General features: G+C 59.7%; 24 protein-coding genes. 15 read left to right on the top strand and 9 right to left on the bottom strand.

All coding sequences use genetic code 11. The features are described from left to right. Window positions 1–201: 201 nt before the first annotated feature. Window positions 202–738 (top strand): HD domain-containing protein, encoded by a 537-nt coding sequence (locus FN828_RS12930; RefSeq protein ID WP_142493893.1) that lies wholly within the window; start codon window positions 202–204, stop codon window positions 736–738. 74 nt (window positions 739–812) lie between these two features. Further along, window positions 813–1229, top strand: a complete 417-nt coding sequence (locus tag FN828_RS12925) for a DUF1330 domain-containing protein (RefSeq protein WP_142493892.1) — start codon at window positions 813–815, stop codon at window positions 1227–1229. Between the two features lie 35 nt (window positions 1230–1264). Here FN828_RS12925 and FN828_RS12920 read toward each other — a convergent pair whose 3' ends face one another. The 5 genes from FN828_RS12920 to rpsF all read right to left on the bottom strand — a co-directional run bounded on the left by FN828_RS12920 (window position 1265) and on the right by rpsF (window position 4443). After that, window positions 1265–2089 carry an acyl-homoserine-lactone synthase gene (locus FN828_RS12920; RefSeq protein WP_142493891.1) on the bottom strand — a complete coding sequence of 275 codons (825 nt, stop codon included), beginning with the start codon at window positions 2087–2089 and terminating at the stop codon, window positions 1265–1267. Between the two features lie 182 nt (window positions 2090–2271). Then, window positions 2272–2973, bottom strand: coding sequence for an autoinducer binding domain-containing protein (locus FN828_RS12915; protein WP_142493890.1), 702 nt, complete (start codon window positions 2971–2973; stop codon window positions 2272–2274). A 247-nt stretch (window positions 2974–3220) separates the two neighbouring features. Further along, a complete protein-coding gene (rplI, locus tag FN828_RS12910) occupies window positions 3221–3820 on the bottom strand; it encodes a 50S ribosomal protein L9 (protein ID WP_142493889.1) in 600 nt (199 codons plus the stop codon). Between the two features lie 12 nt (window positions 3821–3832). Then, complete coding sequence (gene rpsR, locus FN828_RS12905) at window positions 3833–4060, bottom strand: 30S ribosomal protein S18 (RefSeq protein ID WP_073249614.1); 228 nt, start codon at window positions 4058–4060, stop codon at window positions 3833–3835. Window positions 4061–4086: 26 nt separating this feature from the next. Further along, on the bottom strand, window positions 4087–4443 hold the full coding sequence (gene rpsF / locus FN828_RS12900; RefSeq protein WP_142493888.1) for a 30S ribosomal protein S6: 357 nt from the start codon (window positions 4441–4443) through the stop codon (window positions 4087–4089). Window positions 4444–4723: 280 nt separating this feature from the next. Between rpsF and FN828_RS12895 the strand changes: the two genes are divergently transcribed. Next, entirely contained in the window at window positions 4724–5206 is a 483-nt protein-coding gene (locus FN828_RS12895; protein WP_142493887.1) for a hypothetical protein, read from the top strand. Window positions 5207–5324: 118 nt separating this feature from the next. After that, entirely contained in the window at window positions 5325–5906 is a 582-nt protein-coding gene (locus tag FN828_RS12890; protein ID WP_142493886.1) for a YceI family protein, read from the top strand. Between the two features lie 69 nt (window positions 5907–5975). On the opposite strand, the gene FN828_RS12885 is transcribed toward FN828_RS12890, so the two are convergent. Next, a complete protein-coding gene (locus tag FN828_RS12885) occupies window positions 5976–7181 on the bottom strand; it encodes a cytochrome b/b6 domain-containing protein (RefSeq protein WP_142493885.1) in 1206 nt (401 codons plus the stop codon). A gap of 184 nt (window positions 7182–7365) precedes the next feature. Between FN828_RS12885 and fabD the strand changes: the two genes are divergently transcribed. The 6 genes from fabD to mltG all read left to right on the top strand — a co-directional run bounded on the left by fabD (window position 7366) and on the right by mltG (window position 13246). Then, complete coding sequence (gene fabD / locus FN828_RS12880; protein WP_142493884.1) at window positions 7366–8301, top strand: ACP S-malonyltransferase; 936 nt, start codon at window positions 7366–7368, stop codon at window positions 8299–8301. 76 nt (window positions 8302–8377) lie between these two features. Then, on the top strand, window positions 8378–9115 hold the full coding sequence (gene fabG, locus FN828_RS12875; protein WP_142493883.1) for a 3-oxoacyl-[acyl-carrier-protein] reductase: 738 nt from the start codon (window positions 8378–8380) through the stop codon (window positions 9113–9115). Between the two features lie 319 nt (window positions 9116–9434). Further along, window positions 9435–9668: an acyl carrier protein gene (locus tag FN828_RS12870; protein ID WP_066009325.1), complete on the top strand. Its 234-nt coding sequence runs from the start codon at window positions 9435–9437 to the stop codon at window positions 9666–9668. 54 nt (window positions 9669–9722) lie between these two features. Next, complete coding sequence (locus tag FN828_RS12865; protein ID WP_235891482.1) at window positions 9723–10718, top strand: arginase family protein; 996 nt, start codon at window positions 9723–9725, stop codon at window positions 10716–10718. A gap of 106 nt (window positions 10719–10824) precedes the next feature. Then, window positions 10825–12084, top strand: a complete 1260-nt coding sequence (gene fabF, locus FN828_RS12860) for a beta-ketoacyl-ACP synthase II (protein ID WP_142493882.1) — start codon at window positions 10825–10827, stop codon at window positions 12082–12084. A 4-nt stretch (window positions 12085–12088) separates the two neighbouring features. After that, on the top strand, window positions 12089–13246 hold the full coding sequence (mltG, locus tag FN828_RS12855) for an endolytic transglycosylase MltG (RefSeq protein ID WP_142493881.1): 1158 nt from the start codon (window positions 12089–12091) through the stop codon (window positions 13244–13246). A gap of 56 nt (window positions 13247–13302) precedes the next feature. Here mltG and FN828_RS12850 read toward each other — a convergent pair whose 3' ends face one another. Then, on the bottom strand, window positions 13303–14475 hold the full coding sequence (locus FN828_RS12850) for a YbfB/YjiJ family MFS transporter (RefSeq protein ID WP_235891481.1): 1173 nt from the start codon (window positions 14473–14475) through the stop codon (window positions 13303–13305). Window positions 14476–14606: 131 nt separating this feature from the next. Between FN828_RS12850 and FN828_RS12845 the strand changes: the two genes are divergently transcribed. After that, complete coding sequence (locus tag FN828_RS12845) at window positions 14607–14930, top strand: DnaJ family domain-containing protein (RefSeq protein ID WP_142493879.1); 324 nt, start codon at window positions 14607–14609, stop codon at window positions 14928–14930. A gap of 46 nt (window positions 14931–14976) precedes the next feature. On the opposite strand, the gene FN828_RS12840 is transcribed toward FN828_RS12845, so the two are convergent. Both FN828_RS12840 and FN828_RS12835 read right to left on the bottom strand, forming a co-directional pair. Further along, on the bottom strand, window positions 14977–16224 hold the full coding sequence (locus FN828_RS12840) for a saccharopine dehydrogenase family protein (RefSeq protein WP_142493878.1): 1248 nt from the start codon (window positions 16222–16224) through the stop codon (window positions 14977–14979). 42 nt (window positions 16225–16266) lie between these two features. After that, window positions 16267–17361: a carboxynorspermidine decarboxylase gene (locus FN828_RS12835; RefSeq protein WP_142493877.1), complete on the bottom strand. Its 1095-nt coding sequence runs from the start codon at window positions 17359–17361 to the stop codon at window positions 16267–16269. A gap of 344 nt (window positions 17362–17705) precedes the next feature. On the opposite strand from FN828_RS12835, the gene FN828_RS20550 reads away from it, so the two are divergent. The 4 genes from FN828_RS20550 (at window position 17706) to FN828_RS12820 (ending at window position 20815) form a co-directional block, all read left to right on the top strand. After that, entirely contained in the window at window positions 17706–18047 is a 342-nt protein-coding gene (locus FN828_RS20550; RefSeq protein WP_185959016.1) for a hypothetical protein, read from the top strand. Then, entirely contained in the window at window positions 17956–19305 is a 1350-nt protein-coding gene (locus FN828_RS12830) for a DNA-packaging protein (RefSeq protein ID WP_142493944.1), read from the top strand. The genes FN828_RS20550 and FN828_RS12830 overlap by 92 nt, the downstream gene beginning before the upstream one ends. 93 nt (window positions 19306–19398) lie before the next feature. Further along, the gene (locus FN828_RS12825; RefSeq protein WP_142493876.1) at window positions 19399–20598 is read left to right on the top strand and encodes a phage portal protein; all 1200 of its coding nucleotides are present in this window, start codon (window positions 19399–19401) and stop codon (window positions 20596–20598) included. Further along, on the top strand, window positions 20588–20815 hold the full coding sequence (locus tag FN828_RS12820; RefSeq protein ID WP_185959015.1) for a GTA head formation protein, RCAP_rcc01685 family: 228 nt from the start codon (window positions 20588–20590) through the stop codon (window positions 20813–20815). Before FN828_RS12825 ends, FN828_RS12820 begins: the two co-directional genes overlap by 11 nt. Window positions 20816–20948: the final 133 nt, after the last annotated feature.

Raw genomic sequence — 20948 nt, 5'->3', positions numbered from 1 at the left:
GCGTCATTTGATGACACTGAAGGCCACCCTTTGCGGTGGCCTTTTTTATGTGACTTGCATTCTCCACGCGGATGATCCATCCTGCATGTGCAGTCCGAAGGCTTGATGCCGGGATGAACTGCTTTTCCTGAAGATTAAACTTTTTGATGGCCCAGCAGGTTTTGTTTGGGACCATGCGGGCTGTCGGCAGAGGAGAATGCCATGACATTGATCGAACGCGCACGCGCTTTTGCGCAGGAACGCCATGCTGGCCAAATTCGCAAAGGTCTGGCCGAAGAACCCTATGAGGTTCATTTGCGGGAAGTGGCCGATTTGGTGGCGGGCTGGGGTGGTTCCGAAGACTGGATCGCGGCGGCTTGGTTGCATGATACGGTTGAAGATTGTCCGCCAACGAGCCAATCGGAATTGACTGATTTGTTCGGAGCGATTGTGGCCGGGTTGGTTATGGAAGTCACTGATGACAAGTCCCTGCCCAAGGCAGAGCGTAAACGCCAGCAAGTCAAACATGCGGCTGGCAAATCGCCGGGGGCAGCCCTGATCAAGATCGCTGATAAAACCAGTAACGTGCGGGCCTTGCGGATGTCGCCTCCGGCGTCTTGGTCTGTGGAGTGGAAAAATGCCTATCTTGATTGGGCCGAAGAGGTGATTGGCGCCTTGCCTGCTGGACACGATGGCCCCAAAGCAGTGTTTCAGGCGGAATTGGCTGCCAGTCGCGCGATGGTATGCGACGTGGCGTAATGTCTGTGACGCTTGACGAAGCCCTGTGGCGTGGCCCAGCCTGCGCCCAAGGGTTTGATCAGGGGAGGCGTATTATGACCTATACCAGCTTTAGCAAGGACGATTTCGCGGCGTTTCGGGCCAATGACCGGCCCGGTCCGATCCATATGCTGAACCTTGTGAAATTGCGGGATAAGGCGGAATACCCGGACGGGCGTGACGCCACAGGGGCCGAAGCCTATGCCGCTTATGGTACGGGTAGTCAGAAGGTACTGGAACGGCTGGGCGGGCGGATCGTGTGGCGCGGCGCAATGGAACAGATGTTGATTGGCCCGCAGGACGAAGACTGGGATCTGTGCTTTATCGCGGAATACCCCGGTCCGGGGACATTCGCGGAAATGATCAAAGACCCGGAATACCGCGAGGCGATGGTGCATCGTCAGGCCGGGGTGAGTGATTCCCGACTGATCCGTATGGCGCCGCTACCCACCGGCGAAAATTTCGGTGGATAGCGGCTGACTGTCCGTGAGTGGTCAGTATTCTTAGATTACGCCTGACAGCGGCGGACGGGCGCATCATCAATCAGCGGCGATAGTTCCAGCCGCAAAGCCTCGGCTGCGGCGCGTTCTTCGGGGGTGTCGGCACTGTCATATTGTTCCTGACAATATTGCAGCAGCGCTGTCCGGGGATTGGTAATGGCGCGTTTGGCCGTTTGGGGGCGGCGATTACGATAGAAACAGTCCAGCGCCGCTTCGGGCGTGGCGAATACATCGCCCGAAATCCCGGCAAAATCGCGGATGGCGTTAACCCGTTCCGGGGTGCAGTCCATCAGGGCGGCCATCGCAACGACCTTGCCCATCGGCTTGGCGCTGCCCAGATAATCGTAGGGCGCGTTATTGGACCGCTGCAAGACGCGGTTCATCACAGGGTCAATCACCGCCACGGCATCCGTGACGCCTGCCTTCATAGCATATTCAAACGCGCCAGCCATGACTTCGCTGGTGACGTAGGAAATCGAGTTACGGGATTTGCCGCCCGATAGCTTCTTGGTGTCGACACAAAAACGGGTGGCTTCCCATACGCTGCTGCTGCGCAGGGGCGGTTCGCCGTCCAGAATGCTGTGGAATACATCGGCCAACATATGCGGCCCGGTGGTTTGCAGCAGGCGCATACAGCCCACAACATCGCCATCATCATCCAAACAAATCACATGCGCGGGGTTCAGGGCATCAAACGAGTCGATTTCCATCCCATCGCGAACCGTTACTTCCCAGCCCAGACGATCCTGAAAAACGCGGGCCCGCAAGCGGTACATTTCGGTTAAAACATCTTGGAACAAATGTTTGTTCAGCGCATCCACAACGATGATCATATTGGTTTCCCCTACCAGTATCAGTGCTGGTAAAGTCTACTCGGGGTAGAAGGGGGGGCTATTAGGGGTTTCCCGTAGACCTGCGGATCACGCGGCAGAAAATGACGCTTTCCCGAAGATGTCGCAGGGGAAATTACACTAATTAATTATGTATTTCAAAAGCTTCTTTTTGTTGGTACGGATCAGCCGGGGTGTATCATGCCAAGACCGATGGCGCGACCGATAGCTTGCGCCGTGGTTAATGCCCCCAGTTTTTCACGGCTGGAGCGCAGGTGAACCTCGACCGTGCGGTGCGAGATTGACAGGATGTCGCCCACGTCCTGCTGGGATTTTCCAACAGCAACCCATTGCAGAATTTCCAATTCGCGTTGGGACAAAATCGGGGTGGCCAGCGCCTTGTGAAGGATGCCGGAATGCATCACGCGATCATGTATGTGGACCGCCGCCACTTGCAATTCCCCAACGACGTGGCGGATCTGGCTGTACCATTCCGCATCCGAGCATTTCCGGGTCACGTTCAGCAAACCGCAATCGCCATAGGGGCCACGTACCGGCACCGTCAGGCCGCGCGGGGTGATGCCAAAATCGCCTGCATCGGAAAAGACCGTGTTAAACCGCTTGTCTTGGGTAAAGCGGCTCCAATCGACGGGGGCGATGCTGAGCGCGGATTTATGCAGGGTAGGGTCGATCCGGTGCAACCCGCGCTGCATATAATGCAGCTTCCAGCTATCGGGATAGTTGGCATAGCCCTGCACATCGCCGGAAATCGGCGAGCTGGTGGCGTAAGACGCGTAGTCGAACCCCAGACTGTCGCAAAGTTCGTTCAGGAACTGCACGAAATCCACGTCGCGGTTTCTCAGCGTGCTGAGATCAACGATATTCATGTTTCGGCCCTTTCTCGTCAGGCCGCGCGTTAATTGTCGCGCCGTTGATCCCCCGGTTTGGGGCAATTGGTCCGTATTATGATACGGAAAATCAGATTCTATACAAAAGTGTAACCATACTAACGAAAGTTGGAAAACGGAAAAAACGCGAAAATATACGCGTGTGTATGGTGTATGTCCCGAAAACAGAAAAAGGCCGCGCGAAAGTGTTCCTTTCGCGCGGCCTGTCGGTCGGAAAAATCCGATCTTAGTTTTCGTCGTCCGCAGCCGGAGCTTCGTCGTCGTCCGAGGTGGCGGCGCCGATTTCGTCGAACAGTTCGGAGATTTCGAATTCGGCAGCAGCTTCTTCTTCTGCGGCCAGTTCTTGAATCGACTTGCCCGAGGCTTGCAGTTCGGCTTCTTCGGTCGAACGGGCCACGTTCACCTGAACGCCACAGGACACTTCGGGGTGCAGCGTGACAGCAACGTCATGCAGGCCCAGCGTCTTGATCGGCAGGATGATGACGACCTGTTTCTTGTCAACCGAGAACCCTTCGGCAGTGGCGACTTCGGCCACGTCACGCGGAGTAACCGAGCCGTACAGGTTGCCGCCGTCCGAAGCGGAACGAATCACCACGAATTGCTGGCCACCCAGCTTTTCGGCCAGTGCTTCGGCTTCTTTCTTGGTTTCCAGGTTGCGGGCTTCCAGTTGGGCTTTTTGTGCTTCGAACGAAGCAACATTGGCGTCCGACGCGGTCAGCGCCTTGCCTTGCGGCAACAGGAAGTTACGGGCGTAGCCGGGTTTCACATCAACCACATCGCCCATTTGGCCCAGTTTGGCCACACGTTCCAGAAGGATAACTTGCATATCAGTCTCTCCTTACTTCACGGCGTAGGGCAGCAGGGCAAGGAAGCGGGCGCGCTTGATAGCACGGGCCAGTTCACGCTGCTTCTTGGCCGAAACGGCAGTGATGCGCGAGGGCACGATTTTGCCGCGCTCAGAGATGTAGCGCTGCAACAGTTTGGTGTCTTTGTAGTCAATCGCCGGAGCGTTGTCGCCCGAGAAGGGGCAAACCTTGCGGCGGCGGAAAAACGGTTTGGCTGCCATGATTTAGCGTCCTTTATTCAAGCTGATCACGAACGGCGTTCGCGGCGTTCGCCACGTTCGTCGCGTTTCTGCATCTGGACCGAGGGGCCATCTTCGTGAGCGTCGACCTTGATGGTCAGTACGCGCATCACGTCGTCATGCAGGCGCATCAGGCGTTCCATTTCCTGCACAGCCGTCGCCGGGGCGTCGGTTTTCAGCAGGGCATAGTGGCCTTTGCGGTTTTTGTTGATCTTGTAGGCCATCGTCTTGACGCCCCAGTACTCGCTATCAACGACTTTACCGCCGTTGTCAGCCAGAACGGTGCCGAAATGTTCGATGAGGCTTTCAGCTTGCGCGTTGGACAGATCCTGGCGCGAGATGAAGACATGCTCGTAAAGCGGCATGTTTACTCCTGTTCATTTTCAAGCGCATTTCATAGGAGGGCTACCCTTCCGCGCCCCATCCACGAGAGACTGCGCGGTTCATCCAAAATTGCGGAAGGAAGCGTGCCTATACGATGGAACCGCCCATTTCACAACCCTGCATATCGGTTCGGGGGGCAGTTTTCCTGTGGGGGCGGGGGGAACCGGAATATACCCGCATCTTTGCCCAATTGTTGCCGTTTTAGCAATGCAGGTTTGGGTTGAACAGGACACACTGGATGACAAGCAGGAAGGATTCTGCATGAAGAACTTCACCCAATACGGCATGAACCAACCCGGTGCAGCGATGCACGGCGCGCAATCGGTGACACAGGCGACGATGAAATTTTTCGGCATGGTGCTGGGATTGGCTGCGGTCGGGCTGTGGTTGGTGCCGGGGGCCACACTGGACGGGGCGGAAATGCTGGTGCGGCTGGTCATGTCCTTCTTGTTTTTCGGAATAGCGGTGGGCTTGTGGGGTGCAGGTCGCGCAGACTTTGCCGAGGAGTTCCATCTGGATGTCAGCAACCATCGCCTGAACCATGTGTTGCGGGGCCGGGATGGGATTGCGCGGCTTCAGGGCCAGTACGGGTTTGATGAAATGGAAGAAATCAGCCTGACCGGCGGTATCCTGAAGGCGCGCCTGACTGGCGGCCAAGAGGTGCTGCGCGTCGCGGTGGGAACGCATCTAGACCCCAGCGTGCTGCAATCGCTGCAAGGCCTGCGCAAGCGCCCGGCGATGTAAACACGCAACGAGTGTTTATTTTCCAACAGGGTTTGTGAATTGGTGCGGAATTGCCGCGTCGCGGCAAAGCGGTGATCTTTCGGGCATCCTTTACAGGCAATTCACAGGAGTGCCCGAAATGAAAACCACCGTATTCGCCGCAGCACTGGCCGCTGCAACATTTGGCGCTGGCATGGCGTCGGCAGAAGCTGAAAAATACGTTCTGGATGCCAGCCACAGCCAAATTCTGTTTTCCTATAATCACCTTGGCTTTTCCACGACTTACGGTCTGTTTTCCGGGTTTGATGGCGAGATCATGTTCGATCAGGCCGCCCCGGCAGATTCGTCCGTGACCGTGTCCTTCCCTGTCAAAACCATGCTGACCGGCTGGGAAGAGCGGTTCGCTCATTTCATGTCCCCCGATTTCTTTGATGCGGCGGATGATGAAATGGTCAGCTTTACCTCGACCGGGATCGAAGTGACTGGCGATAAAACCGCGCTGATCACTGGCGATCTGTCGCTGAACGGTGTGACCAAATCGGTGGTGCTGGATGCAGTGATGACACAGGCAGGCGATCACCCGATGGCGGGCAAGCCTTGGGCCGGGTTTAATGCGACCACCACGCTGGTGCGTTCGGAATTCGGGCTGGGCCTGTACGCGCCTTATATCAGTGACGAAGTGACAGTTTCGATTTCGATCGAGGCGATGAAAGCCGAATGATCCGGGCCTAAGCCGGGAATAGAAAAAGCCGCCGGGAAACCGGCGGCTTTTTTGATGTGGGGCAGATGATTACCGCGTGGCGGTCAGTTTGAACAGAATATCGACAGTGAACCCCAATGTGCCTTCGGCTGTGACGGACTGCCCCATGCCATAATCGCGCCGGTCGGTTTGGGTTTGGCCTTCGGCGGTGGCGGTCTGGCCGTCCTGAACCAAGGTAAAGGGCAGGGTCAGCGGCAGGCTGTGATCCTTGATCGTCAACGTGCCTTTGGCGATAAACCCATCAGCGCTGCGCAGGATGTCGGCGGTGAACCGCGCTGTGGGGTGGGTGCTGGCATCGAAATAGTCCGGTCCCATCGCCTGATCCGTCACCGATCCCAATGTCAGCGACGGGATGGAGATTGTGACATCGACCGATCCGTTCTTTTCGGTGCTTGGATCGTCGGCAAAGCTGATTTGTGCCGTCCAGTCGGAAAATGTGCCTTCGACGCGATTGCCCATCTGGGTGATGGCGATGCCCAGCGTGCCGTCATGTACCTGCCAATCGCTGACGACCTGTGCCAGCTCTGGGGTTTTGTCTGTGCCGGTGGCAAACAACCCGGCGGAAAATGCCCCGACCGGCACCAGCGCCCACAGGGCAATGGCCGCGACCAGTGGCAGGGTAGGGGCGTTGGTGTGCGCAATGCCGCCGCTTGTGCCGCGCGTCATGCGGGACAGGGTGGTGTCCTTGTCAATCAGGTGATGTTTCAACGCCCCGGCAATATGCAGCGCCAAGGCCCCGATCAGCACCCAGACAGATAGCCCGTGCAGCGCGGAAAAGACATGCGACAGCGCCGCGTCTTTGGGAACAAAGGGCAGGGATTGACCGAAGGGCCACCAGATCGGGGCGAAACCCGTGGCGGCGGCATGGTGCAGCCAGCCTGACAGCGGCACCAGCACCAGCGCCCCATAGAGGGCGAAATGCACGGTTTCCGCCAGAAATGTCTCGGTCCGGCGATCCGGGTGCAGGGGGGCAGGTTTGGGTTGAAGGATCATCCAGATCAGCCGGGACAGGGCCAGAAAAAACACCAGAACACCCAACGTTTTATGGAGCGAAAACAAAAAGATGACCCGCGCAATCGCCGCGTCTGACGGGGTGGCGCCGGGGGCGTTTGCGGAGTCCGCCAGCGTTTCGGCGGCAAAGCCCAGCGGGATCATCAGCACGATCAGCACGGCGGTGGCCCAATGCAGCCCCCGCGCGACCGGGCCGTAAGACAAAGATGTGTTGTGAAGGGACATGGGGAACCTCGGGAACCTTTGGGATAGATCGTCCGATCCTATCTTTGCTGCGTGGCAGCGAAAATCCGCATCCCCGCACATTGGCCCTGCATCCACGGACATATGGCGAAAAATGGCTGTTTTACTTGTGGTCAACCGTTCGGCTGGTTACATCACGAAAAAAGCAAATGGGACGAGGATGACCATGACAACTGCATTCGTTTTTCCCGGTCAGGGCGCGCAGACGATCGGCATGGGCAAGGCGCTGGCCGATGCCTACCCCGCAGCCAAGGCGGTATTCGACGAGGTGGACAATGCCTTGGGCGAAAAACTCAGCGCGCTGATCTGGGACGGCGAACAGGATCAGTTGACGCTGACGCAGAACGCCCAGCCTGCGCTGATGGCGACCTCTTTGGCGGCGCTGCGGGCGCTGGAGGCCGAAGGGCTGGTGCTGGCGGAAACCGCATCTTTCGTGGCGGGGCATTCGCTGGGTGAATATTCCGCGCTGGCCGCTGCCGGAGCATTGAGCATTTCCGACGCCGCCCGCCTGCTGCGGACCCGTGGGCAGGCCATGCAACAGGCCGTGCCAGTGGGCGAAGGCGCGATGGCCGCGCTGCTGGGGCTGGATTTCGCAACCGCCCGCGATGTGGCCGCCGCCGCCGCCGAAGGCGAGGTGTGTCAGGCTGCCAACGATAACGACCCGGCGCAGGTTGTGGTTTCGGGACATAAGGCCGCCGTGGAACGCGCGGTGGAACTGGCCAAGGAAAAAGGCGCGAAACGCGCGGTTCTGTTGCCGGTCAGCGCCCCGTTCCATTGCGAGCTGATGGCCCCCGCCGCCCGCGTCATGGCCGAAGCACTGGATGATGTGGACATCAAAACCCCTGTCGTGCCGGTTGTCGCCAATGTGGTGGCCAAGGCGGTGGACGATCCGATGACCATCCGGTCCTTGCTGGTGGAACAGGTCACGGGGTCTGTGCGCTGGCGGGAAAGCGTGATGTGGATGGCGGAGCAGGGTGTGACCGATATTTGGGAAATCGGCGCGGGCAAGGCGCTGTCCGGCATGATCCGCCGGATTGAAAAATCCATTGCCTGCAAGGCAATCGGCACCCCCGAAGACGTAAAATCGGCGCTGAACGGCTGAGCCGGGGCCAGAATTTTTGGAAAATTCTGGTCAAATTTCTTTGGACAGAAATTTGGCTGGGAAGAAAGGATAGGACATGTTTGACCTGACTGGAAAATGCGCTTTGATCACCGGGGCGTCCGGGGGGATTGGCGGGGCTATCGCCAAGGCGCTGCATGGGGCTGGCGCGACCGTGGGGCTAAGCGGCACACGGGTTGAACCGCTGGAAGCCTTGGCGGCAGAACTGGGAGAGCGGGCGCATGTGCTGCCGTGCAACCTGTCTGATCCGGCGGCGGTAGATGCGTTGCCGAAACAAGCGCTGGAAGCAATGGGCGCGGTGGATATTCTGGTGAACAATGCCGGGATCACCCGTGACCAGATTTTCATGCGCATGTCGGACGATGAATGGCAGTCCGTGATTGACGTGAACCTGACCGCCACCATGCGCCTGTGCCGGGGCGTCATGCGCCCGATGATGAAGGCGCGTTGGGGGCGGATCGTGAATATCAGCTCGATCGTGGGGGCCACGGGCAACCCCGGTCAGGTGAACTATGCCGCGTCCAAGGCCGGGATGGTGGGTTTGACCAAATCCATCGCCTACGAGGTGGCCAGTCGCGGAATCACCGCCAATGCCGTAGCGCCGGGTTTCATTGCCACCGCGATGACCGATAAGCTGAACGACGAGCAGAAAGCCGCCATCAACAGCAAGATCCCGGCCGCCCGTATGGGCACCCCCGAGGAGATCGCGGCGGCTGTGCTGTATCTATCCAGCCCCGAGGCGGGCTATGTGACCGGGGCCACGCTGCATGTGAATGGCGGTATGGCGATGCTGTAAGGGCTAAGGGCGTGGCGTTCCCTGTCGGGCGCTGCGCTGGCCTGTGCTGTTGCGTGATGAGTATTTGAGGCAAGATGAAAGCAGGGCAATCGTAGCCACCTATGATTCCCTGCGCCATCCGGGTGCGAAACCATTTGCCTCATGCGTCCCATGTGCTATAGGGCGCGCAGATTTTCCGGGGGGGCTGGATGCGCTGCCGGACATCCCGCTTGCGGGAAGACGAGCCGCCCGCTAAACCGGGCACTACCAGAGAAGCCATCCCCGCGGGCGAGGGCGGAGAACCGGGCCAAAAGCCCAACGAAGTTATAAGGACTTGGACATGAGCGATATCGCAGACCGCGTGAAGAAGATCGTTGTAGAGCACCTGGGTGTGGAAGAAGACAAGGTGACCGAGAACGCGTCGTTCATCGACGATCTGGGCGCAGACAGCCTGGACACCGTGGAACTGGTCATGGCTTTCGAAGAAGAATTCGGCATCGAAATCCCCGATGACGCCGCCGAAACCATCCAGACCTTTGGCGATGCTGTGAAATTCATCACCGAAGCGTCCTAAGTTTCGTAGCAATGCTGCAAATGGCCCCTGCCGGAAACGGCGGGGGCTTTTTTCATGCCTGCATATGGGGTTAACTGCGGACAGGTGGCCGTGGTGGCGCAATGCAAGGGGATGAAAATGGCCGATCTGGCAAAGATGTTCGGGGCGCATGGGGCCGGTGGGTTTCTGGGGTTTCCTGTGCGAAGCTCTGCCAAAGGGGCGCAGATTGCGGTGATCGGGGCCGGGTCTGCCACGCCATATGACAGTGTCGGGGCCTATTGCATGGATGGGCCTGCGGCGATCCGGGCGGGGGTGGCGGATTACACCGCAAACGCGCATCACATGAATTTCGATCTGATGGGGCCGGTCCTGCCGCCGGATGTGGCGGCGGTCGATCTGGGGGATTTGCCCGTGCGGGCCGATGATTCCGCCGCCGCCCGGCGGCTGATCCGGGACACCGTGGTCGATGTGCTGGATGCCGGTGCGGTGCCGGTTTTGCTGGGGGGCGATGATTCTTTGCCCACCCCGATGCTGGAGGCGTTCGAGGGGCGCGGCCCGTTGGTCATCCTGCAAATTGACGCGCATATTGATTGGCGCGACGAGGTGGATGGCGAAAGGCTTGGGCTTTCGTCCACCATGCGGCGGGCCAGCGAAATGGCGCATGTTCAGCGGATCGTGCAGGTTGGGGCGCGGGGGATCGGATCGGCCCGTGTCAGCGATTATGAGGACGCAAAACATTGGGGCGCTCAGTTCGTGACCGGGGTCGAGGTGTCGCGGAATGGGGTGCAGAGGGCGATTGATCTGATCCCCGAAGGCAGCGATGTGGTGATCTGTTTCGATTGTGACGCGCTGGACCCGTCTGTGATGCCTGCGGTGATTGCACCGACAGCGGGTGGGCTGACCTATGCGCAGGCGTTGGAACTGATCGAAGCGGTGGCCGCCAAGGCGCGGATTGCGGCCTTTGATCTGGTCGAGTTCATGCCTGCGGCGGATATCAACGGATTGGGGGCGCGAACCGCCGGGCAACTGGCGGCGGCGGTGGTCGGCCTGATTGCGCGTCAGGCCAGATAGAGGCGTGAATCCGCGCCCGGACGGGATGCCTGTCGCCTCGCACTCTTGCCCATAGGGTAGGATGCAGGGTAAGAGCGGAGAAAGACTGCTGAGGAAGGGCATAAACATGCGTCGTGTCGTTGTTACTGGGCTTGGACTGGTCACTCCGCTGGCTTGTGGGGTCGAAGAAACCTGGAAGCGCCTGCTGGCCGGGGAATCCGGGGCGGGGACTATTACCCGTTTCGATGCCAGCCATCTGGCAACTGATTACGCCTGCGAATTGCCGCTGGGCGATGGCACCAACGGCACGTTCAATGCCGATGACTGGATGGAACCCAAAGAGCGCCGCAAGGTGGATGATTTCATCTTGTACGGGGTGGCTGCGGCCACGCAGGCCGTGCGTGATGCCAATTGGATGCCCGAGGACGAAGAAAGCCGCCTGCGCACCGGCGTGATGATCGGGTCCGGGATTGGTGGGCTGAATTCGATCGCCGATACTGCGATCCTGATCAAGGAAAAAGGCCCGCGCCGGGTGTCGCCGTTCTTTATTCCGGGGGCGTTGATCAACCTGATTTCGGGACAGGTCAGCATTCGCTACGGGTTCAAGGGGCCGAACCATGCGGTTGTCACGGCCTGTTCGACCGGGGCGCACGCGATTGGTGATGCCGCGCGGCTGATCCAGTGGGGTGATGCCGATGTGATGCTGGCCGGGGGCGCGGAATCTGCGATTTCGGAAATCGGGATTGCCGGGTTCAATGCCTGCAAGGCGCTGTCCACGAAGCGCAAAGACAACCCTCAGGCGGCCAGCCGCCCCTATGACGCGGACCGGGACGGGTTTGTTATGGGCGAAGGCGCGGGCGTTGTCGTGCTGGAAGAATACGAACACGCCAAGGCGCGCGGCGCGAAAATCTATGCCGAAGTTCTGGGCTATGGCCTGTCCGGCGATGCCTATCACATCACGGCCCCGTCCGAAGATGGCGATGGCGGGTTCCGGTCGATGACGGCCGCGCTGAACCGGGCCGGGATTACCGCCGATCAGGTGGATTACATCAACGCGCATGGCACCTCGACCATGGCGGATGTGATCGAACTGGCGGCCGTGGAACGGCTGCTGGGCGATGCGGCGGGCAAGGCCACCATGTCATCCACCAAGTCGGCCACAGGGCATTTGCTGGGCGCCGCTGGCGCGATCGAGGCGATCTTCTCGATCCTTGCGATCCGGGATCAGGTGGCCCCGCCGACGATCAATCTGGACACCCCGGCGGTGGACAGCCCGATTGATCTGGCGCCGAACCAGAAACGCGAACGCGAAATCAATGTGGCGCTGTCCAACAGCTTTGGCTTTGGCGGCACCAATGCCAGTGTTCTGTTCGGCAAAGTGAGCTGACCCTATGTGGCGAGCCATCGCGTCTAACGCGCTGACGATCCTGATTGTGGCGTTGTTCCTGCTGGGGGGATTGATCCTGTGGGGACAACAGCAATATCGTGAAGCCGGACCTTTGGACGAGGCGATTTGCCTGCGGGTTGAAGGTGGTTCCAGCTTTAAGTCTGTATCGCAACGTCTTGAAAAAGATGGCGCTGTGACCAGCGGCGCGATTTTGCGGCTGGGGGCGGATTACACCCAGAAAGCCGATAAGCTGAAGGCCGGGAGCTTCCTTGTCCCGCAGGGGTCTTCGATGGAAGAAATCGTTGACATCGTGACGCGTGGCGGGGCCAGCACCTGTGGCGTTGAAGTGGTGTACCGTCTGGGCGTGACCAAATCTGCCGTCGTGGTGCGCGAACTGGACCCGGCCACGAACCGTTACGAGGAAAAAGCCGAATTCGATCCCAGCAACGCCGCCGAAGTACCTGAAAAGTTTACACAAGTGCGCGGGCAGGCCGATACGCGGTATCGCGTTGCCGTGGCCGAAGGTGTGACAAGCTGGCAGGTGGTGGACGCGTTGAACCATATCGACGTGCTGGACGGCGAAGTGGCTACGCTGCCCGCCGAAGGGACGCTTGCACCCGACAGCTACGAGGTGCGTGTGGGCGATACGCGGGCGTCTGTCATCGAAAGAATGACGGAAGCGCAGGCGTTGACGCTGGAAGAGGCGTGGAAAAACCGGGTGGATGGGTTGCCCTATCAATCGAAGGAAGAGGCGCTGATCATGGCCTCGATCATCGAAAAGGAAACCGGCATCCCCGAGGAACGCCGCACCGTGGCCAGCGTGTTCATCAACCGTCTGGAAAAAGGGATGCGCCTGCAAACGGACCCGACCGTGATCTATGGTATCACCAAGGGCGAAGGTGTGTTGGGCCGGGGGCTGCGGCAAAGTGAACTGCGCCGCGAAACGCCTTGGAATACCTATACAATTGACGGATTGCCACCGACCCCAATCGCCAACCCCGGCAAGGCCAGCATTCAGGCTGCGATGGACCCGGCGGATACGAATTTCGTGTTCTTCGTGGCAGATGGTTCGGGCGGTCATGCCTTTGCGGAAACGCTGGATGAACATAACCGCAACGTCGCCAAATGGCGGCGGATCGAGGCGGAACGCGCGAACCAGTAAGGTCGGTCACTGATCTGTAGCAACAATGCCCTCCGGTCTTTCGGGGGGCGTTTTTTTTACAATGGCTTCTGAAGCAGGGCGACCAATGCGCCCAAGGCCAGAATTGCGCCGCCCGCAGCAAGGCTTTGGCCGATGTCGCCAGTGATGTCCCCCAGTGCACCGGCGGCGATGGGACCGATGGTTTGTCCCACGGCAAAGACCACGGTGAACAGGCTGACAGCGCGCCCCCAGCGTTCGGGGGGCAGGTTCAGGCGGCAAAAGCTGGTGACGGCGGACGGGGCCATGAAGACCGACGCGCCAAACAGGGCGGCGGACAGGATCAACCCCAGAACGGATGGCAGCACCAGCGGCAACAAGCCCCCGGCGGCCATTGTGATCAGGATCGCGGCCAGCGGGATGCCGGACCGGAACCGCGCCAGCAGCGGACGCCAGATAAAGGGCGACAGCATGATGCCCAGCCCCATTGTGATCCAGACCGCCGAAATCAGCGTTGCGGTGTCAAAGCCGCGTTTCATCCACGCCACAAGGAAGGTGACATAGACGATATAGCCCAGCCCAAACCCGAAATAGCCCAGAATCTGAAAGATCATGCGCCCCAGCGGCAGGTGGCCTTGGGGTGGGGTGGCGGGTTTCACGGGTGGGTGAAGTTGTTGTGCGGCCCACAGACACAGCGGCAGGAAGATCGCGCTGACCAGCCCCATCAGACCCCAGCTATAGGGCCAGATAGCGGGCGGGTAATGGTGAAACAGCCACGGCAGGCCCGCGCCGGACAGGACCATGCCTAACCCACCGCCCACACCGTAATAGATGGCAATGGCCAGCGCGTTGCGGCTTTGTTTGTCGGGGTGCAGGGCTGCGGCCAAGGCCCCACCAGCGATAAAGGCCATTGCGCCGCCGATGCCCGTCAGCAGCCGCCACAGGGTCAGCAGGCTGTAATCGTGGGTGAAGGCCGTGGCGATCAGGAACACAACGGTCAGACCCATGCCCCATTGAAAAATGCGGGCGGCGGGGATGCGCTGGACGATCAGCAGCGTCAGCATCGCGCCGATGATATAGCCCAAGGCGTTGGCGGTATTGATCCACCCGGCCTGTGTATAGCTCCAATCCAGATCGGCGCGCATGGCGGGCAGGATCAGCCCATAGGCAAACCGGGCAAAGCCGTTGGTGATGCAGACGCCCAGCGTCAGGCCCAGAAGGATGGCGCCGGTATTCAGGCCAGTTGATTTCATGGTGTTCTCCCTGTGCGCCGACAGTATCGGGCTTTGCTGCCGCGTCAATCCGGGGTTGCGGGGGTGGGGAATGTCCTGCGGTGTTGGATGTGGTAAACTCAAAAAGTGTAGCGCGTGAAAGCGAGGATCAAATGCGGTTTGATAAGCTGGCAGAGCGGCAAATCCTGAAGGCGCAGGCCGAAGGGCAGTTTGAGGATCTGAAAGGGGCAGGCAAACCATTGTCGCCGCAACTACCGGGGGATGCGGCCGTGGCGGCGGGGTTTCGGATCATGGCCGAAGCGGGGGTATTGCCGCGCGAAATGGCGCTGAAAAAACAGGCGGCAGAGTTGCGGGCGCGGTTGGCAGGACTGACCGATGCGGCAGAGCGCACGGCTGTTTTGGCAGAGCTGGCTGACATTGAAATGCGCCGGGCAATCGAAGAAGAGGCGCGGCGGAAATATATGCAGCAGGGATAAGGCTCGCGAAAGAAAAAGCCCGGCGCGAGGCCGGGCTTTGATCGTGTCAGGCGTCTGTCCAGGGCTTGTCTGCGCCGCCCAGACCGCCGATCTGTACGCGGGTGGGCAGGCCGATCCGGTCCAGAATGCTAAAGAACGGCTTGGGGTCCAGTTCTTCGACGTTTTTCATGGTTTTGGCGTCCCATTCGCCGCTGGCAACCAGCATCGCGGCGGCAACGGGGGGCACGCCTGCGGTGTAGGAAATGCCTTGGCTGCCGACCTCGTTATAGGCTTCTTTGTGGTCTGCGACGTTGTACACGAACACTTCGAACGGCTGGCCGTCTTTGGTGCCTTTGACCAGATCACCGATACAGGTTTTGCCGGTGTAGTTCGGCGCCAGCGACGACGGATCGGGCAGCACGGCCTTGATGACCTTGAGCGGCACGACCTCTTGACCCTCGGCGGTTTTGACGGGCTGTTCGGACAGCAGGCCAAGGTTTTGCAGCACGGTAAAGACGTTGATGTAATGCTCGCCAAAGCCCATCCAGAACCGCACATCGGCCTGCGGGTAGTTGGTGGCAAGGCTGTGAACCTCGTCATGGCCGGACTGATAGGCGCGGCAGGTGCCGACGACGGGCAGATCCCAATCGTGGCCAGATTCGAACATCTTTTTTTCTTTCCACTGCTGGTCTTCCCAGTAGTAGACGACGCCGGTGAATTCGCGGAAGTTGATTTCCGGGTCAAAGTTCGTGGCGAAATATTTGCCGTGCGACCCGGCGTTGATGTCCACGATGTCGATGGATTTCACGTCATCCATCATGTCGATGGCAAAGCGGGCAAAGGCGTTTACCACACCCGGATCAAAGCCCGCGCCCAGAATGGCGGTGACACCCTTTTTCGCGCACAGGTCACGTTTTTTCCATTCATAATTCGCGTACCACGGCGGGGTTTCGCAAATCTTGGTGGGGTCTTCGTGAATCGCGGTGTCGATATAGGCGGCCCCGGTTTCAATGCAGGCGTCCAGCACATACATGTTCACAAAGGCGGAGCCGACGTTGATCACAATCTGAGCGCTGGTCTGCCGGATCAGGGCGGCGACGGCGACGGTGTCCATCGCGTCAACCTGATGCGCCTGAAGAACGCCCTCGGATTTCATTGCGCCCTTTTCGCGGACGGACTCAAGGATCGCTTCGCATTTGGAAAGCGTCCGGCTGGCGATGTGAATATCGCCAAGCACATCGTTATTTTGCGCGCATTTATGCGCCACGACCTGAGCGACGCCACCGGCGCCGATGATGAGAACGTTCTTTTTCAACTGTAGGGACCCCCTTTGGGTTTCTTCGGGTGAATGAGGCGCTTAGGAAAGCGCGGCGGCGAAATCGTCGTAACCGAAGTCACGTTGCAGGCGGATGGTGCCGTCTAGTTCGCGGATGGCGATGGCGGGCATTTTCACGCCATTAAACCAGTTCTTTTTAACCATTGTGTAACCAGCGGCGTCGTCGATGCTGATATGATCGCCGATTTCCAGCGGTTTTTCAAATCGGGCATCCCCGAAGATGTCCCCGGCCAGACAGGTTTTCCCGGCAATCTGATATTCGTGATCGCCCTGTTGCGGCAGTTTGGCGGTTTCGCGGTAGATCAGCAGGTCCAGCATGTGAGCCTCGATGCTGCTGTCAACGATGGCGACTTTTTTGCCGTTGTCGATGATGTCCAGAACCGACACTTCGAGCGTGGTGGATTTGGTAATGCTGGCTTCGCCTGGTTCCAGATAGACCTGTACGCCCAGCGTATCGGCAAAGGATTTCAGGCGGTCGGCGAGTTTGTCCAGCGGGTAGCCCGGCCCGGTGAAATGAATGCCGCCGCCAAGGCTGATCCAGTTCAGTTTCTTCAGGAAGGGGCCAAATTCGGTTTCGATGCGGGTCAGTTGTTGCGAAAACAGATCGAAATCGCTGTTTTCACAGTTGTAATGGATCATCACGCCGGAAATGCGATCCAGCGCCTGTTCCAGACGAGGCAAATCCCATTCGCCCAGACGCGAAAACGGGCGGGCTGGATCGGCCAGATCAAAGCCCGAGGTGGAAAAGCGTGGGTTCAGACGCAGACCCATCGGGATCGAGGCCGCGCGGGGGGCGAAGCGATCCAACTGGCCCAGCGAATTGAAGATGATCTTGTCGGCGTAGGACACGGCTTCGTCTATTTCATGATCGGCCCAGCCGACGGAATAGGCGTGGGTTTCCTTGCCGAATTTTTCCCGCCCCAGACGCAGTTCATACAGCGAGGACGATGTGGTGCCGTCCATGTAATCGCGCATGAAATCGAACACGCCCCAAGTGGAGAAGCATTTCAGCGCCAGCAGCGCCTTGGCACCCGAGGCTTCGCGCAGCCACGCGATTTTTTCCATGTTCGCCAGCAGGTGCGATTTGTCGATCAGGTAGTAGGGAGTTTGAAGCATCGGGCGGTCTTTCTGTGGGCCAAAGGGCAAAATGGACACGGAAAACGGCAGAGCCTGTGAAATTGCGCCCCCCATAAGGCCGGGGGCTGGGGGACGCAAACATTTTATTGGAAAATGGGGGCGTTTTTTTGGCGTGGTCGCTGGGATTGAAGTGTGATTGTTAGGGATTTGTTAATGATAACGGACGGTTAGCTTTTGTTCTGGCTTGACTTTGCGAACGGTCCTGTGTAGGTTTTGTGTCATGCTAGAAGAAGTGGGCAAGCGGCGCGGGGGCAACCCCGGAGCCGCTTTTTCTGTTTCTCTCGTGCGGGGACCACTCCGAGCATGAGGCAGAGCGAGCAAAGATGACTTTGATCACGACCGACGACAGCGCCTTTCCGCTGGGCGAAAGCCTGACTGAAATCAGGAACCAGCTAGAGGCGTTGAGGGCCGATATGGCCAACATGCAGGCAAAACTACGGGATGGAAACATGGAGGTCGTCAAGGACGGCACGAAGGCGATACAGGACATCCGCCATTGGTTGCGGATTGCCATAGAAGTGGAGAGGGAATTTGCAAAACGACAGCAAGAGCAAGCTGGCATTGTCAACGGATATGCCATCGACTTTGACGGGGCGCGGGATCGTATCAGGTGCCGATTGGATCGCCTCCGCTCCTGCCGCGGTGCAGGGCGCGTTTCTGGATAGCCTGACCGAGGGAGAGCTTCTTGCTCTCCCTTTTTTGTTCGAGTTCTGGGCGATGCCGCATCAGTTGCCGCCCGAAGGTGACTGGCGGAATTGGGTGATCATGGGGGGACGTGGAGCAGGGAAAACCCGTGCCGGGGCGGAATGGGTGCGGTCCATGGTGGAAGGCGCGAAACCGCTGGACCCCGGACGGGCGCGGCGGCTGGCCATCGTGGGGGAAACCGTGGATCAAACGCGCGAGGTGATGATTTTCGGGGAAAGCGGGATATTGGCCTGCTCCCCGCCGGATCGCCGCCCCGAATGGCATGCAGGGCGGAAGATGCTGATCTGGCCGAACGGGGCCACGGCGCAGGTGTTTTCCGCCCATAGCCCCGAGGCCTTGCGCGGGCCGCAATTCGATGCGGCATGGGTGGACGAGTTGGCGAAATGGCCCAAGGCGCAGGACACATGGGACATGTTGCAATTCGGGCTGCGGCTGGGCGAGGCACCACGGGTCTGTGTGACGACCACGCCGCGTAACGTGCCGGTGCTGAAGGGGGTGTTGAAGCAATCCTCGACCGTGGTGACACATGCTGCGACCGAGGCGAACCGGGCCAATCTGGCGGCAAGTTTCCTGAAAGAAGTGCAGGAACGCTATGCCGGGACGCGGCTGGGGCGGCAGGAATTGGACGGTGTGCTGATGGAAGAGGCCGAAGGGGCGCTGTGGTCATTGGGCATGATCGAAAGCGGCCGTGTGGATGACGTGCCGCCGCTGGACCGCGTGGTGGTGGCGGTGGACCCGCCGGTGACGGGCCATGCCGGTTCAGATGAATGCGGGATCGTGGTGGCCGGGATCGCGGGGGTGGATGCCTATGTGCTGGCCGATCTGTCGGTGCAGGGCGTTGGCCCGACAGAATGGGCGCGGGTGGCAGCCGGGGCGGTGCAGGATTGGGGCGCGGACCGTTTGGTGGCAGAGGTCAACCAAGGCGGTGATCTGGTGGAAGCGGTGATCCGGCAGGTTGCGCCGGATGTGCCGTTCCGCAAGCTGCACGCCACGCGTGGAAAAACCGTGCGGGCCGAGCCGGTGGCGGCGCTGTATGAACAAGGACGGGTGCATCATGTTCGTGGCCTGGGCGTGTTAGAGGATCAGCTATGTGCCATGACCCGCGCCGGATATGTGGGCGGTGGCAGTCCTGACCGGGCCGATGCGCTGGTCTGGGCCTTGCACGAGCTGATTTTGAACCAGCGTCCGGTGGCGCGGCCAAGGCTGCGCACGCTCTAGTTCAGTTTTCTTAAACTTTTCAGATCAGGGTGTCTTTCAACGCCGATGAGCGGGGCAGCCTGCGGGTTGATTGGGAAAAGGAGTGTGGACGGTATGATTATGGACTTCTTCAGACGCGGGACGCCTGAGACCGCGCCGGAAACCAAGGCCAGCGCCACCGGCCCGGTGGTGGCGTTTCAGGGCGCGGGGCGGGTGGCCTGGAGCCCGCGCGATACCGTGTCTTTGACGCGCACGGGGTTCACCGGAAACCCGGTGGGGTTCCGCTGTGTGAAGCTGATCAGCGAGGCGGCGGCCTCGGTTCCGCTGAGTTTGCAGGATCGGTTGCAGCGCTACGATGTGCATCCGGTGACAGAGTTGCTGCGCCATCCAAATCCGGCGCAGGGACGGGCCGAAATGCTGGAGGCCCTGTACGCGCAGATTTTGCTGACCGGGAACGGCTATGTCGAAGCGGTGGGCAGCGATGGGGCCGTACCGATGGAGTTGCATATTTTGCGGTCTGATCGGATGGCGCTGGTGCCGGGGACGGATGGTTGGCCGGTGGCGTATGAGTACGCGGTGAATGGGCGCAAGCATCGGTTTGACATGACGGGGGCCATGCCACCGATCTGCCATATCCGTAACTTTCACCCGCAGGATGACCATTACGGGTTTTCGCCCATGCAGGCGGCGGCACAGGCGTTGGATGTGCATAACAGTGCCTCGCGCTGGTCAAAGGCACTGCTGGATAATGCGGCGCGGCCTTCGGGGGCGATTGTGTATCGCGGCGGCGACGGTCAGGGCAGTCTGGCACCGGATCAGTATGAGCGGCTGGTGGAGGAAATGGAAAGCCACCATCAGGGCGCACGGAATGCGGGGCGGCCAATGCTGCTGGAAGGGGGGCTGGACTGGAAACCGATGGGATTTTCGCCCAGCGATATGGAGTTCCAGAAAACCAAGGAAAGTGCGGCGCGGGAAATCGCGCTGGCCTTTGGGGTGCCGCCGATGATGCTGGGCCTGCCAGGGGACGCAACCTATGCCAATTACCAAGAGGCGAACCGGGCGTTTTACCGTCTGACGGTATTGCCGCTGGTGCAGAAGGTGACGGCGCGGCTGGGCGAATGGCTGTCTGGGTTTACCGGGGACGGGGCGCGGCTGGATCTGCGGCCCGATCTGGATCAGGTCCCGGCATTGGCGAGCGAGCGGGACTCGATCTGGCGGCGGGTATCCGAGGCCGCGTTCCTGAGCGAAACGGAAAAGCGCCGGATGCTGGGGCTGCCGGTTCTGGCCACGGAAGGGGACGGTCATGCGGGATGAACGTATGGGGTTCGAGGCTTTCGATTGCGCACCTGCGTTGCGGCTGGAGGCGCATGAAAGAGTGAGCAAGTTGCATAACGACGCGCTGAACCGGCGGATCGAAAAGCAGGAAGAAATGATGGAACGGTTGGAAAAACGGCTGTGGCTGACAGTCTACGGGGTGGTGGGGACCATTCTGGCGCAGGCGTTTCAGCAGCTTTTGCAGGCAGGACACTAGGCTCAGGACCCATTAATCGGCTTGAGATCGCATTGGTTGCATGCTTCAAATCCCCAAACTTTCAGGGGGTATCATGAGCAATCTATTTTGGCTGACCGACGAACAGATGGCGCGGCTGCGACCGTTCTTTCCC

The sequence above is a fragment of the Thalassovita litoralis genome (genome assembly GCF_900182725.1).
Classification (GTDB): Bacteria; Pseudomonadota; Alphaproteobacteria; order Rhodobacterales; family Rhodobacteraceae; genus Thalassobius; species Thalassobius litoralis.
Note: the sequence above shows the minus strand (reverse complement) of the source record. Positions and strands in the feature narration are given on the sequence as shown.